At 40.0% G+C, this 14,358-nt stretch carries 14 protein-coding genes; 13 read left to right on the top strand and 1 reads right to left on the bottom strand.

The window, feature by feature from the left end:
* Positions 1-7: 7 nt before the first annotated feature.
* The 3 genes from DJ533_RS01410 to DJ533_RS01400 all read left to right on the top strand — a co-directional run bounded on the left by DJ533_RS01410 (position 8) and on the right by DJ533_RS01400 (position 7,365).
* Positions 8-1,210: a hypothetical protein gene (locus DJ533_RS01410; RefSeq protein WP_024160951.1), complete on the top strand. Its 1,203-nt coding sequence runs from the start codon at positions 8-10 to the stop codon at positions 1,208-1,210.
* 57 nt (positions 1,211-1,267) lie between these two features.
* The gene (locus DJ533_RS01405) at positions 1,268-4,450 is read left to right on the top strand and encodes a hypothetical protein (RefSeq protein WP_033917407.1); all 3,183 of its coding nucleotides are present in this window, start codon (positions 1,268-1,270) and stop codon (positions 4,448-4,450) included.
* Between the two features lie 122 nt (positions 4,451-4,572).
* Positions 4,573-7,365 (top strand): type IV secretion protein DotL, encoded by a 2,793-nt coding sequence (locus tag DJ533_RS01400; RefSeq protein ID WP_042892356.1) that lies wholly within the window; start codon positions 4,573-4,575, stop codon positions 7,363-7,365.
* A 40-nt stretch (positions 7,366-7,405) separates the two neighbouring features.
* Here the strand turns inward: DJ533_RS01400 and DJ533_RS01395 are convergent, their stop codons facing one another.
* Positions 7,406-7,591, bottom strand: a complete 186-nt coding sequence (locus DJ533_RS01395) for a hypothetical protein (protein WP_058952567.1) — start codon at positions 7,589-7,591, stop codon at positions 7,406-7,408.
* Positions 7,592-7,974: 383 nt separating this feature from the next.
* Here DJ533_RS01395 and DJ533_RS01385 point away from each other — a divergent pair, with 383 nt between their 5' ends.
* The 10 genes from DJ533_RS01385 (at position 7,975) to DJ533_RS01345 (ending at position 14,345) form a co-directional block, all read left to right on the top strand.
* Complete coding sequence (locus tag DJ533_RS01385; RefSeq protein WP_005005861.1) at positions 7,975-8,676, top strand: IS1 family transposase; 702 nt, start codon at positions 7,975-7,977, stop codon at positions 8,674-8,676.
* Between the two features lie 120 nt (positions 8,677-8,796).
* Positions 8,797-8,970, top strand: coding sequence for a hypothetical protein (locus DJ533_RS18590; protein ID WP_162900306.1), 174 nt, complete (start codon positions 8,797-8,799; stop codon positions 8,968-8,970).
* A gap of 86 nt (positions 8,971-9,056) precedes the next feature.
* Positions 9,057-10,145 (top strand): DUF6685 family protein, encoded by a 1,089-nt coding sequence (locus DJ533_RS01380; RefSeq protein WP_065995116.1) that lies wholly within the window; start codon positions 9,057-9,059, stop codon positions 10,143-10,145.
* 12 nt (positions 10,146-10,157) lie between these two features.
* The gene (locus DJ533_RS01375) at positions 10,158-10,664 is read left to right on the top strand and encodes a hypothetical protein (RefSeq protein WP_033917403.1); all 507 of its coding nucleotides are present in this window, start codon (positions 10,158-10,160) and stop codon (positions 10,662-10,664) included.
* Between the two features lie 157 nt (positions 10,665-10,821).
* Positions 10,822-11,352, top strand: a complete 531-nt coding sequence (locus tag DJ533_RS01370; RefSeq protein WP_033917402.1) for a hypothetical protein — start codon at positions 10,822-10,824, stop codon at positions 11,350-11,352.
* Positions 11,349-11,720, top strand: a complete 372-nt coding sequence (locus tag DJ533_RS01365; protein ID WP_005005929.1) for a hypothetical protein — start codon at positions 11,349-11,351, stop codon at positions 11,718-11,720. The genes DJ533_RS01370 and DJ533_RS01365 overlap by 4 nt, the downstream gene beginning before the upstream one ends.
* A gap of 9 nt (positions 11,721-11,729) precedes the next feature.
* Positions 11,730-12,149 carry a hypothetical protein gene (locus DJ533_RS01360; RefSeq protein WP_000145713.1) on the top strand — a complete coding sequence of 140 codons (420 nt, stop codon included), beginning with the start codon at positions 11,730-11,732 and terminating at the stop codon, positions 12,147-12,149.
* 5 nt (positions 12,150-12,154) lie between these two features.
* A complete protein-coding gene (locus tag DJ533_RS01355; RefSeq protein ID WP_033917408.1) occupies positions 12,155-12,607 on the top strand; it encodes a hypothetical protein in 453 nt (150 codons plus the stop codon).
* 195 nt (positions 12,608-12,802) lie between these two features.
* Positions 12,803-13,219 carry a hypothetical protein gene (locus DJ533_RS01350; protein ID WP_228716464.1) on the top strand — a complete coding sequence of 139 codons (417 nt, stop codon included), beginning with the start codon at positions 12,803-12,805 and terminating at the stop codon, positions 13,217-13,219.
* Positions 13,220-13,460: 241 nt separating this feature from the next.
* A complete protein-coding gene (locus tag DJ533_RS01345; protein ID WP_228716462.1) occupies positions 13,461-14,345 on the top strand; it encodes a hypothetical protein in 885 nt (294 codons plus the stop codon).
* Positions 14,346-14,358 lie beyond the last annotated feature (13 nt).

Genomic DNA, 14,358 nt, shown 5'->3' with positions numbered 1-14,358 from the left:
CACATAAATGACAGAATGCTTAACAGATACCGAATACATAGATATGAGCTTAGAAGACGTTATATCGGGCATAGTGTTACAGCCATTTAAGCCTGACATAGTGAATGATATAGCGGTATTGGATAGCGTATTTGAGACGGACATATTGAATGATGATGAATACTCATTTATTGGTCCATACATCTACAAATATTGGGAACTTGGGATAGATGCACTACCAAAGGAAACGCACGATCAGCTATCGATATTTCGCTTATGCGTTATAGGTACTGAGGCTTTCAACTTCCTGAACGATTTGTATATACCAACGACACGCGACACTGGTCATACATCTAACACGCTAATGCTACTCCATGTTGTACATATAGCGATAGGGAATCAGACAACAACTGGTGAAGACTCAACGGGGCATTTTCAAGATCCACTGATTAAAGCGCTACTGTTGATGAATATCCCCGTTAACAGCGATTGTTTGCTGTTGGATGACACTTTGGTACACCTAAACAAAATAACGGCGCTGAGTGGCTTAGACGTTGAAATACAGGTTAAGCAAAGTGTGAGTGTGAAGCATAAGAAATTACTAAGCACCAACTTTGGATTTGACAATCCATTATCAATTATAAGCGTTTTGGAACAAAAGAAACTGTCTGAAGAACTGACACGCTACTTTCCGATGATACATCTACCAACGTCCGTAGAAGATGCGACAAACCAGATAGATACGGGCAACTTAAAAATGAGTTCGCTGCAATCTTTTTGTATATACCAAAACTTAAAGCTATCGGTGTCTAAAGTTTTCCACGAACAGGGCTTATACCAGAACAAAGAGATCTACATAGAGCTTGATAAGGTTCACTTCCAACTTAAAAATACAGGTTCCTTAAACTTCAAGGTGGGTACTTTAGGTGAAAGCCAAGAGGTTTTAGAAACGGCGTTTTGGCAACTGCTTAATAAGGGTTTAGTGTTTGACCTAAATAGTTTTAAGAAGTATGTCGAATTAAAAGAGGACGAAACCGTTAAAACTGATGTATTTACTAATTCAAAAAATGATAATATCCCTTTTAACAGTACCTACTATGAGCTTTTATTAAGGTTGGTTTTAGATACAAGCTTAAAACCCTCTGTAAAAAGTCTTGAGGTCGCAATTCAAAATAAGGATTTCGACAGTGCGATTAACGTTTTAAGAGAATTACCGTTTTTTAGTGCTTAATGCTTAAAGGCATGTCTAATCAAAGATAGACGTAGAAAGGTGAATAAAGGTGTTTAAATGAGTAAGAAGAAAGCTGAGAAGTCTGGTTATAAAAAGACTGGTTACTCCAAGATTGAAATTATATTGATGTTATTCCTACAAAGCATGAAAGCTGACGTAGAGGATTATTGCGATTTAGAAACAGTATCGGACGAACATACGTTTGTCACAAAAACTGGTGCAATGATTACGATCATCGAATACAAGGGGATTAAGAGTTTAATTAGTGGTGATGCATTCAGCCGTCAAATTGGTTTGATGACGAGCAACATGCGTAACTACTTCAAAGACCGTGGACATACGATTCATCTAGCGTTCAAAGTAGACCATGAGACGCCATACGCGATTCATGACTTGAATGCCATGCAAAAGGCGACCACGGCGCGTTGTGCGATGAATCTAGACATCATCATTGATGAAATGACAGAAACCATTTCAGGCGGTGTATTTAACGAAAGCTGTTATATCGCTTTAATCTCTGAGCCAACCTTACTATCGCCAATCGATAAGGCTCAAGACTCAAAAAACCGTAAAAAGCTACTGTCGCAAATTACAATGCCAAGTACGGTCAATGCTCAAGACATGCTTAAATCATCGGACAGCTTATACGTACACCATGAGTCTTTTGTCTCACAATTCTTAAACTCACTCTCAACTGAAGAATTTCCAGCAATCTATGAAGTATTGAATGTTGTTGAAGCTGGTCTAGCGATTAAAAAACAAATTGCCTCACATTCAACTTCAGATGACTTCACCTTGTCTGTGCCGATGCTGAATACACGCTTACCGATGCGTTGGAAAGAAATACCATCAGAACATGATGCGTCACACGTTTTGTATCAACCGATCTCAGAACAACTCATGACGAATGCGATCTTACCTGGTACAAGTCAAGGTTCATTCTATCCAGTGGGAAGTGTTATCACTGACGGCGTTGTATATGCGCCATTGATGGTAGATATATATCCAGCGAAGACGAATACGTTTGAAACGCTATTCCGCTTATTACACCAGGCCAAAACGCACGACACTAGCGGTAACATCCGTTCTATCCCATATGCGGTGAGTTACTGTATTACTGGTGATGGTATGGCTGGAACCATGATGAAACGCACGTTATCAAGCGTTATTCACTTTATGACGGCACAAAACAAAGCCATTCGTAATGCTGGTAACATTTTGATGGCCACTAAAAATGACCTAGATCAAGTAGACACTGTTGCTGGTCTGCAAATGACCATGATGACATGGGCACCGAATACCGAAGATGGTGTAAACATTCTTGTAGGACGGCGCCAAAAGCTTTGGAAGAGTTTTGAAGCGTGGGGCGGTGCAAAAGTCATGGAACAGGCTGGCGATCCTATTTTGACTTGGGCATCACATATACCGGGCTTGATGGTACGTAATCACGCACCTATTTCACCAGCGCCGTTGTTTGATGTGTTCTACATGTTACCGCTGACACGTATTAACTCACCATTCCATAAAGGGCATCAGCTCAACAAAACCTTGGACGGTAAACTGATTATTCTTGATTCGTTCTCAAATGAAGTGACTGTATGGACGACTATTAACATTGGTAAACCGGGTACGGGTAAATCGGTCACAATGAACAAAGGCATGCTTGAGGACATCATGATGCCTGGTAACGAACGTATCCCGTTGACCTATATTGTCGATGTGGGTGAGTCAAGCCGTGGGTTAGTAGAAACAGTGCAAGATTCATTGCCTGAAGAGCTACGTCACTATGCCATCTATAAGCGTATTAAAAACTCAAAAGAAGAAGCGATTAATCCGCTTGAATTCAGTATGGGCTTACGCTACCCGTTGAACTACGAAATGCGTCAAATGACAGCGTTTTTAAGTTCATTGGTAACACCGCCTGAATTGAAAGGGCAACCAGCCAAAAACACTTCTGACGTTATTGGTGCGGTCCTACGCCGTACATTCTATTTTGCTGATGATACGAATGCTGATCATAAAGCACGTAAGTACATGCGCTTTGCAGATCCAGAACTAGATCGCATCATGGAAAAACACGGACTGATTGAGCCACATTCTGAACAAGGTAAGGATATTTCTTATTACGCTCTACGTGATCTTTTCCATTCATTGAATGAGATCCGTGGACGCACGTTGGCTCACCGTTACGCAATGCCGACTATTGGCGATATGATTGAAACACTTTCTGATTCATCAATTTTAGATGTTTGGAGTGATGTTCATATTGATAATGAACGAGCACTGGACTTTTTGGCGCATCAGATTATGGCTGCACAAAATACCTATCCAGCATTCTTCTATCACACCAACTTTGACATTGGTAACGCTCGTGTAGCTTCTATCGACTTAAACGAAGTTGCGACATCATCAGATCCTAAAACTACATCGCTATTCTTCCAGATTGTACGGATGTTCATTAAACGTAAGTTCGCCGTGAGCCGTGACGATATTCCAAAATTCCCACAAGCTTATCGTGAATATGCAACCCAACTGATTAATGAGCTTCTTGAAGACCGCAAAATTATGTCTTATGACGAATTGCACGTTGCGAAAGGCGATCCAATCCTATTAGAAGAATTGGCTGAAGACGCACGTACATTGCGTAAATGGGGTGCTCGTCTTAACTTGGCATCACACAAAGTAGAAGACTTTAAAGACTTGGTTGGCTTTGCTACGGCGTATGTGATTGTCGATCCTGGTACACGCGAATCTCGTGAAGCTATTCGTGACAGTATCGGTCTAACTCAACTAGAAATGGATGCTCTTGGTTCAGGTAACGTAGGTTTCTCAGATCAAGGCTTAACGTACTTCAGTAAAATTAAACTCGAAAAAATGGAATGTTCGGGCTTATATACCGTTTCACTTGGTCCAATCCTTTTATGGTCACTCAGTACACATCCCGATGAACGTGCGCTCCGTAACTACACGTATGACCTTATCGGTGAACGTGGTAAGGCGTTGAAGGTCCTTGCACAATTTTACCCAAAAGGTGCGAAGAACCAGATTAAGACACGGCGTACCATGATTGAGAAAAATGCCAAAAATAAAGGCACGGACTTTGACGAAAACAAAGCAACTGCTTCAGTGATTTCTACCATGGCACAAGAGATGGTTGTTGAATATCAACGCTATGAACTTGAGCAAAACATGAAGAAAAAATTACTGAACCAACGTAAGTCTGAAGCTGTTTCTTCTTAACTCCAATCAGCTATATAGATTTGCGTTAATTGGTATATACATTGAAGTGCTTGGAAATGGGTAAGGTCGTTAAACAACGACTTTGCCTATTATCCTGAAGATAAAAGAGTAGGTCGCAAAGCATGGCTTCTACACAAAAATACGGCACACAAACAAAGTTCAGGCCAAGTTCGCTTAAGCGTGATACACGATCAGGCTTAGAGAAAATCCATTTAAAACTTACAGCGCCAGACGGCGCTAATTATTTGGTTGGCGTTCTTGGTGCTATTGCAGTTATTTTGTTTGTTGTTCCGTTTGGCGGTGAGATATTTATAGGGATCGCGTATTACCTATTAAAACGCTACACACATCCGAATGATTACTTTTTTGAGTGGCCATTCCGTGCGCCGTTGCATTCAAACTCACTGGATGCGTCAACTGACATTACATCACGCGTAAAAGATGACGTACTGGACAATCCAAAAGCCTTTTTGGAATACGCACGTACCAATCGCGATAAGCTACAAGGTGAGGGTGTGACTTACCTTGGTCGTTGCCGTGAAACTGGTCTACCTGTTTATGCATCTAACTCCGATGACCGTACACATCAAATTGTGTTAGGTACTACGGGTTCGGGTAAAACAGAATACATGCTAGGTAACTGTGCCAACCAGTACGTACAAAACTCAGGTTATATCTTTGTAGACGCAAAAGGTGATACCAAGGCTCAACAAGACCACTATCGTTTATGTAACCGCTTTGGGCGTAATGAGGATCTATTAACGATCAACTTCATTACCTCAGGTCGTAACATGCTACGTGCACAAACCGACAAGATGACCAACTCAATGAACCAAATGAGCAACACCAGCTCAGGGATGTTGATTGAATTCTTGATCAACTTGCTTGATGACTCAGGCGGTGGCGGTGGTGACATGTGGAAAGGTCGTGCGATGGCCTTTATCGCCGCACTTACACGAGTTTTGGTCTATCTACGTGACAATGGCTTCATTCAGCTTTCACCAAAAGTATTCACGCAATACATGGAACTTGAAGCACTTGAAGAATTGGTATTTTGTCATAACGATAAATACGGGATTGACTTTGAACGTGTGGCTGAACAACTTCAAGGCTACCTCGTTTCATTACCTGGTTATTCAAGCAACCCTAAAAAGTTAAAGAAACAAGAAACCAAAACCCGTGAGCAACACGGTTATATCACCATGCAGTTAACCAAAGCGATTAACGACTTGACGTTTAACTACGGTCACATCTTTGGTGTAGAGCATGGCGGTGATATTGATATTTTTGACGTTGTACTTAACCGCCGTATCTTAACTGTGCCATTACCAGCTCTTGAGCGTTCACCAGACTCACTCAAAATGCTCGGAAAATTAATCATTGGCTCAATTAAACAAATGATGGCTGGTTCCCTTGGTAACAAAATGGAAGGTTTACGCCGTGCCATTATTGACGCACGACCAACCAACGCCACTACTTCATTTAAGCTATTTTTGGACGAATGGGGCTACATCGTTATTGTCGGTGCTTCGGTTTTACCAGCTCAGGCACGTTCGCTTAACTTCTCTATTACGTTCGGTGCTCAAACATTTGAAGATATTGAACGTGGATCTAAAGAGGAAGCAGCTGCTACATGGGGTAACACGACCGTTAAAGCCATTGGACGTACTACTTCGGGTGCTGAAAGTACAACATACAAATTGGTTGATGGTTTTGCTGGTGAAGAGTGGCAAGGTAAAGTTAACTCAATCAATATGTATCAAGGTCTAGTATTCAACCGTTCGGTACCACAAACAGAAGTCCAGTTCGCCAAAGAAAAACGTGTGACAATTGAACAAATTGCCGGACAGCACAACGGCGAATTTACCTTGCTCATATCAACTAAAGGGGAAGGTGGTAAAACTTCAGACGTTAAAATCGTATCAATGTTGGCGTTCTATGTGGCTGGTGATCAACCCAAGTACTTACGCTTAAATGACCTTTGCCCAATCTTCAATATCCAAAAATCTGAAATCTACGATCCTACTTTAAAAATTGAAGACTTCATTCATGAGATTGAGGAAAAACACACGCTACTGACAGACAACAATTCATCTGCCAATGTCACGGCGCTTGGTGATTTTGAGATCTGCAGAAAGCTCAATAACACCTTGTACGAAAACAACAACACGGTAAAAGACTTTACTCAAGATTTTGTACATCAGATTCTTGAAGCAAGACGTCTTGAATCCATCACACCTGAAGGGATGGCACCTGGTCAAAGAACAGTAATGTCTTCGTCCACGGCGAAAGGTGAAATCTCCAAAGAACAAAAACACCGTGAAAGTATTGTTTCAGCACAAAAAGAAGCAAACATTAAAGACCAGATTATTGAGAAGCGAAAACAGTTCCAGTACTTCGGTAAAGATTCTGACATTTCACCTCAAGTACAAGCTGGTGCTTACAACAATGCGGATCTTGATGCTGAATTTAATATCTATGGTGAACGTATAAGCGAACCTGAACAGGCTCAACAGGAAAGTGATGTTGAAACTGTGACTCGCGCCGTTATCACACCAATGAACCTAGACAGCTACTATGATGAATTGAAAGAGATCCTAACAGGATATGACTTAACCGTTGCGCCAATTACTGAATATCAGCTTGTTCAGATACCACGCCATGTAAAACCTGAAGATCAGACACAATACATTGCGGAAAACAAAGCCAGTCTTGATCAAGCCATCTCACATAGCACTAAAAATGAAATGGAATTCGTAGAACAACAGTATGCAGCTAAGTTTGAAAAAGCTTTGATGAAAAACCCGTTCTCGCACGAATGCGTTACTTTTGAAAAATTGTTGGTGATACTTGGTTCAAAAGGTTCTTCAGCTTCATTACGATCAGGCATTACAATCAAAAAAAAGGATGACTAAACGCATCCATGTAGAAGACATAAGGCTGGTTATCCAGCCTTTAGTTTTTTTGGGTGAGCTGTTTGTACTTAATACGCCTTAATTCATCACTCGGCATGTATTGGGCTATTTCATATTCGCTCTTATACGGCGTTTCATTGAATATGGCCAATAACAACAACTGCGACAGCGGAATGGCTTCAGGCACCATCATTTCGATTAAGCGAAACTTTTCAGACGCATTCACATCAAATGCAACCAATAGCGCCGTATATGGAATGTGGCGATCTGCAAGTGATAAATCGGGGTAAATAGGTTGGTCCTAGTGCTAACGTTTGAAAGTCATACATATTCAAGCAAGAGATAGCTTTAGGTACATTGGATAGGTTCACGGCGTAAGATTCAATGTTTGAACACATATTGGCATCCAGTTTGGTTTTAACCCTAGTTTAGATGCATTTTAATATAATAACTTAGTTTTAACGTGCGTATTCTTAAACATAACTAAACCACTTCTTAAAACCTTGTTTTGTTTTAGGCTTAATCGGTATATACCATTTCATAAAAAGTTGGTGGTGTATCAAAAAGTATGCTAAAAAAAAGCAGGTTGAATTTTGATAAAATAGAGAAATGCAAATAACTCTAGAAATCAAATGTCCAACCTGCCTCAGTGACAGTATAAAGAAAAATGGCATCAAAGTAGATGGGAAACAAAACTACCAATGCAAAGACTGCAAACGTCAGTTTATTGGTGACCATGCTCTGAGCTATCTAGGATGTAATTCTGGCATTACTCGTAAAATATTACAGTTAATGGTCAGAGGCAGCGGTATACGAGATATCGCTGAAGTTGAGCGCATTAGTATCGGTAAAGTCTTACGGACTTTAACTGAATCGGCCTATCAAATTCAGCCTAAACAAAGTCATTATGAATCTCTCGAAGTAGATGAATTCTGGACTTTTGTTGGAAATAAAAATAATAAACAATGGCTTATTTACGCCTACCATCGAGAAACAGGTGAGATTGTTGCTTATGTTTGGGGTAAGAGAGATTTAGCTACAGTCCAAAGGTTGAAGACAAAGCTTAAACAATTAGGTATTCACTACACCCGAATTGCAAGTGATCATTGGGACAGTTTCATCACTGCTTTTAAAAACTGCAAGCAAAGTATTGGTAAGTTGTTTACTGTAGGAATTGAAGGTAATAATTGCAAAATAAGGCATCGAATAAGGCGTGGTTTTAGAAGAAGTTGCAATTTCTCCAAAAAGCTTGAAAACCATTTTAAAGCCTTCGACTTAACCTTCTTTTACATCAATAATGGCTTCATTTAATGTCAGCATACTTTTTAAAACACCACCAAAAAGTTTAATGAACTGTGTTTTACCCTTTACAATCCTTAATACATCAATTAAATTGCCCTTAAATCACATCCAATATACAGGATATAGGCAATGACTAAAGAACAGCTAGACGACTTACAAACACTTGGAATGACTGACTATAAAACACGTTTACACGTTAAAGGTGTGCGAATTGTTGAAGTGCAACAGTACTCAAAGTCTGTCGATAACAACGCCGTACAACCACTTGCAACTAATACCACTCAACCGCAATTCTTAAATTAATTTTCCAAAAAAATACTTATAAGCACTTTCTGTATTAATATATCTTTATTAGTTTTAATAAAGCATTAATCAATGGAGTGCTTAAAATGTTAGACACTTTACTTTCGGTATTTTCAGCAAAACATAAGCTTTATAAGAATCTCAAGTTAAAACCCTTTATTGATACCCGTTTAGTCAATTCTGACAGCATCGCCATGACCGATGTTTTCCCTTTTCATCAAATCAAAGATTCTCTTTGTATGACTGGTATATCTCCTACTAATTTTGTACCAGGCAAAAACATTGTTTTGAATCCACATGCCAAAGATAACGATTCCATCAGCTACCTTGGTCAAGATACGCAAAATCATAAGCCGTTCTACATCTCTACCTTTGCTGAAGAATTGGCTGAAGTATTTAATCCGATTTTTGCAGAAATCATTCATCTTGAAACACCATGCTTACTTGACCTATCTGAAATTGGAGGCTTCTCAAATTCCAAGTCGGATTTAAGCCAGTACCGTAGCATTGATGATTTTGTAAAAAACGCATGCCCTGATTACATTAGTGATGTGAGTATGGAAAATTTAGATCGAATGTTGTTATGGCCAGAAATCCGTTTATTGAACTCTCCAGATACAACCACTGATCAATTTTTTATCTATGGCTGGAGTCCTAAGATTTTTGTTCAAAATGCTGGTGGATCACATCACATGGCTGCTGCACATTACTTGGCTAAGAAACTGAGCCAATGTGTGCCGATTCAAGGCAAAGTAAGTTTGAATCTAATCTCAAGTAAAGCACTTCAAAACTTTGATTCAAAATACGCTGCGTTCGCCGTGCCAGATGATGCATTGATTGATATGGGGAATGATTTATCAGAATCAGGGCTTGAATATCAGCTGGTGTTTTTCCGTGAACGTGAAGTTAATTTTATCTTCTTCAAAAAGAATGATCAGAATGCCCGTGTTATTTCGCTATTCAACAATCTGCATGCTTCATTGAATGGTGCATTAAAGTCGGCGGTTCAAGCGCAATTCAAAAATGAAGCACTACTCACAGTCATGAGTGCTAACCTCTCTGATACATCAGAAGATCAATTCTTTAGCACACGACCTCACTTGGCTGAGATCTACAATCACGTTCAAAACGAAATTTGTTTGAGTGGTCCTAAACCGACTAGCCCGACAATCTAAGGGGTAGGGAATATGGATCACCAATCATCAACTACACCACATGCACTCATTCTCGGTCTGACACTTGAACAGGCCATTTCTGTTTTAGCAAAGAAACCCGTTGATGCTACCCACTACAACTATCTTGAAGATGACGAGTACAACACCTACGTCATGATGAAACCTGAGTGGACTAGCCTCAACAAACATGCCTACCTACATGTAGATGGCTTAACCCATGAGCGTAAATGGATGTTTATGCCGAATGCTTTAGGTGAGTACAACTTGATAGAGGGCTGTATTGACCTGTTTGAACTTAACCAGGCCATCGAACAGCAATATCTTGTGTTTGAACAATTCCTGAATAGCCACGGCACACCGTTCCGCAAAGTTGGTGAGAAGTTTTCTTTTGTCACACAACTGCTCTTTGATGCATGGGTGATAGATCCAGAACGTGCGATTCAAAAACTTCATGAGATGAAGGAAACAAAAATCTCATTACAAGTGCCTTTGCTTCATGGGGATAGTCAGCATGATTGATACGCATTGCTCTAGATCAACCGCATCACCACTCGCCATTTGTACGTGGACCTAATCAATCCGCACGGTTCCACTTTTTACGGATGCATCGCATATGCCAAGCGTACCATCCGTTTAGCCACTTCAACTGAAATTGAATTACGGACGGTGAATAACAATGAACATGAATGAAAACATTGCTTCAGAAATTGAAGCTCGTAGCGCTTTTGAAAATAAATACGGCGTGGTCGGTAGTCTGTTGGCCAGTGGCAATTATTCTTCTTGGGTGCATCAGGCGAAATGGGAAGCTTTTCGTGATGGTTGGATGCAAAGTGAAGTAGAAACTAAAAAGTCTATCTATCAAATGCAAACACCAGCCATCAGCGATGACCAATTGGAAGTAGAAAAATTACTGCAGCTGCTTGATGACTTTTGGAATAAGAAATGGGGCGATTGGAAATCATCTGCAGATATGGTGGCGCAAGGTGAGGCAAATGCCTATGAACATGCGAGAGGATTGCTTGAAACGGCGATAAAACAAGATGAAGCCACATGCCAGTGGTTACGCAATCAATTGGCAACGATTCAAACTGAATTGGATGCTTTTATCACATTCGTTAATGAACACCTTGCTTACCATGAAAGTGATGGTCCAGATTTAATGTCGAAGATCCAGAAGCTCAAACATTTGATAAAGGTTAAACCATGATTACGGTTCAAATAGAGATGTGTGGCTTTGGGATTAAACGGCGTTGGGAGTTTGGAGATCCGCGCCGTGCGCCAATTACAGTTTTAGAAATGGGCTTCATTAAGGTTTGTAAAATGCGTGGTGATAGCAAACTGGTTGAGTTCATGAGGGGTTATGCAGACGACAAAGAATTCAACTGGCATCCCAAAGTTCGCATTGCACGTAGAAAAGCAGAACGTAAAGCCTATTCGTACTATGACAACCACTACAAACAGCAGATTAGAGAACTTTTCGATCGCCAAAATGTAGACCGCCAAAAACAATATGAATTGGAACGCCAAAACAAAGCGTTATTGGCTGTTATTGAACTTAAAAAAGAACAATCGTAGGTATATACCATGACGGGAATTGAATATTTTCAGAAGTATGGCTGGAGTCACGCCGTCCAGTCCGTTAGTCGAATTCCAAGTGAATACAACGAATATTCACCAGACCTCAAAACTGTTGTTGTAAACGGCAACTTTCGTTATGCGATGGCTGCGGAAATCAGCAAAAAGAAAACTGAAGTCTATGTTACTGAGCTCAAACAAATCATTGAGAGTGAAAAGCTACTAGAAGACTTCTTTAACTTGAATCTGGTTGGTATAGAAAAAGGCTTAAGTAATGCTAAGCGTGAAATGCAAGACATGGAAGAACAGGGGATTGTTGAATTCAACCATCGTTTTGATGACGACCTGACTTGCACCACGGAACGCATGAAACTTGCCATCGCTCAAATAGACCATCTTTATCAAAACAACATTACAAAAAGTGAGTAATGCCCATGTTAGAAATGTTCCAAAATCAAACCATGCGATATATCTCTATTGCCATTGGCGTGATTAGTATCTTTATATTCCTATACCTACTTAAACTCGGTGAGGGGCTTGTCATTAGCCTTATAGTTGCTGTGTTCATATGTGGTTTGAGTTTATTCAAACTGAAAAACTACTATGAAAAAAATAACCCATACATCAATGCAGAACACCTTGCTTGGCTGTATGGTGAATTGCAAGAATATGACCAGGATCTATTCACAACTGTCAGCAATCTGACCAAGAGTACTGGACGTTTAGAATTGAGCCAGCTTAAATCAATCCGTAACCGCTATGCTTCTTCCATGAACGAAACTCAACTACAAGCATTGGCCAGTGAACATACTGAAGAAAGCAAATATCGCTTAGACCAGTACAACTACTCAATTTATGTGATGGATGAAGTCATTAATCAATATTAATGGCTGTATGCAATCTCTATTAACATCGCCGTGTTATATATCTGCTATACGCGGTATCAAATGTATAAAGAGATATAAAACTATTGAAAGGTTTATAAAATGAACACAACTCTACCTATTCTTATTCATAGCGTTATTGGTGGTATTGGTGAACATCCAGATGCTAAAAAACGAAGCTTAGGATACGGCGCTATCATGCTGTATATACCGATTGAACATATGGTCGGTTCAGGTGTACTTAAGCTGATGATTGATGTGAATACACTGTCGATCTATGCGTCTGAAAATCCTAATTACCTAAAACAACCACATACCATCAATGAAGCTTCTCACTTGTGGAATGCATTGCGCTTTGACAGTGCTTCTAAAGCCAGCCGGAAGGTCATTCATGATAATGGGTATGTTGAGTGTTTGTTTTCCATTCCTATGAAGGTTCTTGAGCCATTTATGGATGCTGAATTGATTCAAAACGAATTAGGACTTCCATACATGGCCATCGATCAAACTGACAAGTCGAAATGCATGCCGATTTGGTATGATGATGTCAGTAAATCTACCAATCAATTTATTGATGGCAACTACAACGATTATCCTGGTGTGCAGGCATCTTAAATTTTTAAGAAAAGTTTTTAGCTTTGATGGTTTATTAATATATTTATATCGACCACATTGGCGATGATGAAGAGAACAGACTCAATATGGCCCGTTTAATGGGCCACATTTATTTTTATAGATTAGGGATGCCAACGGCGTGAAAACAAAAATCATTTTAAACATCATTTTGTGGACCTTAACCGTCCTAACTTGTTTTGCGTGGATTGCCTTTACGTTTATTCAACCAGTTGGCTACACCATGACTTTTCTTGTTATTTTAATCTTGATGACAGTAGTGCTCAGCTGGTGCTTGGCAACACCTTATATTAAGACCAAAGACCGAACCAAGCGACTAGACGAAAACTTTATGCTACTTATGCTCTCTGTTGCTGTTGTTCCATTCCTAATGTTTCTACTGTCATATGGTTTTATATGGTGTTTCAAAACGCTAGAAAAGAAACAGTTCAACCATGACCATATTGCTGCGATGGTACCGGGTAGTAACTTCAATCAACTACAAAAGTTTGCCAAGGAAAACTACAACGCGCCACTTGTGTTAGGTGACTTTAACGAAAGTTGGGCTTTAACTTCCTTAGATATACCGCAAGCTTCTCCAGCTTCATTAAGATCTAGTACAGGATATTGCCTGGTGAATATGTCTAAAACCAGCATGAACACCATGTATAAAGAAGCAAAAACCGATGTAAGCTACAACGATTGGGAAATGCTGATATTAGCGCACGAGTTATCTCACTGTTTAGATCGTGCGACCGATGTGCCTGGTGAACTTGGCCAGCCACTTAAAGCATTAAATTCAATTGCGCCGTCTGATCGGTCCAAAGTAAAGATGGATGATGTATCTACCTTTGTAACCGCTGAAAGTAGCGGTAAAACGCAACTATGGCGAGAATCTTATGCGGATCTGTTTGCGGTAGGTTTTATGTCACTTGATCCAAAATACGATACTGCAGCGTTAAGAGAAAGCCTGATTAAATTACGTGAAAAACGTAAGGCACAAGATCCAACCCATAATTCGGTGTGTTGGTTGCAGTATTCTAAGAGTCAGCCTTTCCCACAAAAAGGTTCGGATGTTTTTTCTTGGGCAAATAACATCAGAATTAAAGCGCCGTGCGAGTTGAAATAACTTGTCTTCAGAC

The organism is Acinetobacter defluvii, from assembly GCF_001704615.3.
Taxonomy (GTDB): Bacteria; Pseudomonadota; Gammaproteobacteria; order Pseudomonadales; family Moraxellaceae; genus Acinetobacter; species Acinetobacter defluvii.
Note: the sequence above shows the minus strand (reverse complement) of the source record. Positions and strands in the feature narration are given on the sequence as shown.

Excerpts from the sequence above, each read along its gene's own strand:
- DJ533_RS01410 (WP_024160951.1), top strand. The coding sequence starts at position 8 with ATGACAGAATGCTTAACAGATACCGAATACATAGATATGAGCTTAGAA.
- DJ533_RS01405 (WP_033917407.1), top strand. The coding sequence starts at position 1,268 with ATGAGTAAGAAGAAAGCTGAGAAGTCTGGTTATAAAAAGACTGGTTAC.
- DJ533_RS01400 (WP_042892356.1), top strand. The coding sequence starts at position 4,573 with ATGGCTTCTACACAAAAATACGGCACACAAACAAAGTTCAGGCCAAGT.
- DJ533_RS01385 (WP_005005861.1), top strand. The coding sequence starts at position 7,975 with ATGCAAATAACTCTAGAAATCAAATGTCCAACCTGCCTCAGTGACAGT.
- DJ533_RS18590 (WP_162900306.1), top strand. The coding sequence starts at position 8,797 with ATGACTAAAGAACAGCTAGACGACTTACAAACACTTGGAATGACTGAC.
- DJ533_RS01380 (WP_065995116.1), top strand. The coding sequence starts at position 9,057 with ATGTTAGACACTTTACTTTCGGTATTTTCAGCAAAACATAAGCTTTAT.
- DJ533_RS01375 (WP_033917403.1), top strand. The coding sequence starts at position 10,158 with ATGGATCACCAATCATCAACTACACCACATGCACTCATTCTCGGTCTG.
- DJ533_RS01370 (WP_033917402.1), top strand. The coding sequence starts at position 10,822 with ATGAACATGAATGAAAACATTGCTTCAGAAATTGAAGCTCGTAGCGCT.
- DJ533_RS01365 (WP_005005929.1), top strand. The coding sequence starts at position 11,349 with ATGATTACGGTTCAAATAGAGATGTGTGGCTTTGGGATTAAACGGCGT.
- DJ533_RS01360 (WP_000145713.1), top strand. The coding sequence starts at position 11,730 with ATGACGGGAATTGAATATTTTCAGAAGTATGGCTGGAGTCACGCCGTC.
- DJ533_RS01355 (WP_033917408.1), top strand. The coding sequence starts at position 12,155 with ATGTTAGAAATGTTCCAAAATCAAACCATGCGATATATCTCTATTGCC.
- DJ533_RS01350 (WP_228716464.1), top strand. The coding sequence starts at position 12,803 with ATGCTGTATATACCGATTGAACATATGGTCGGTTCAGGTGTACTTAAG.
- DJ533_RS01345 (WP_228716462.1), top strand. The coding sequence starts at position 13,461 with ATGACTTTTCTTGTTATTTTAATCTTGATGACAGTAGTGCTCAGCTGG.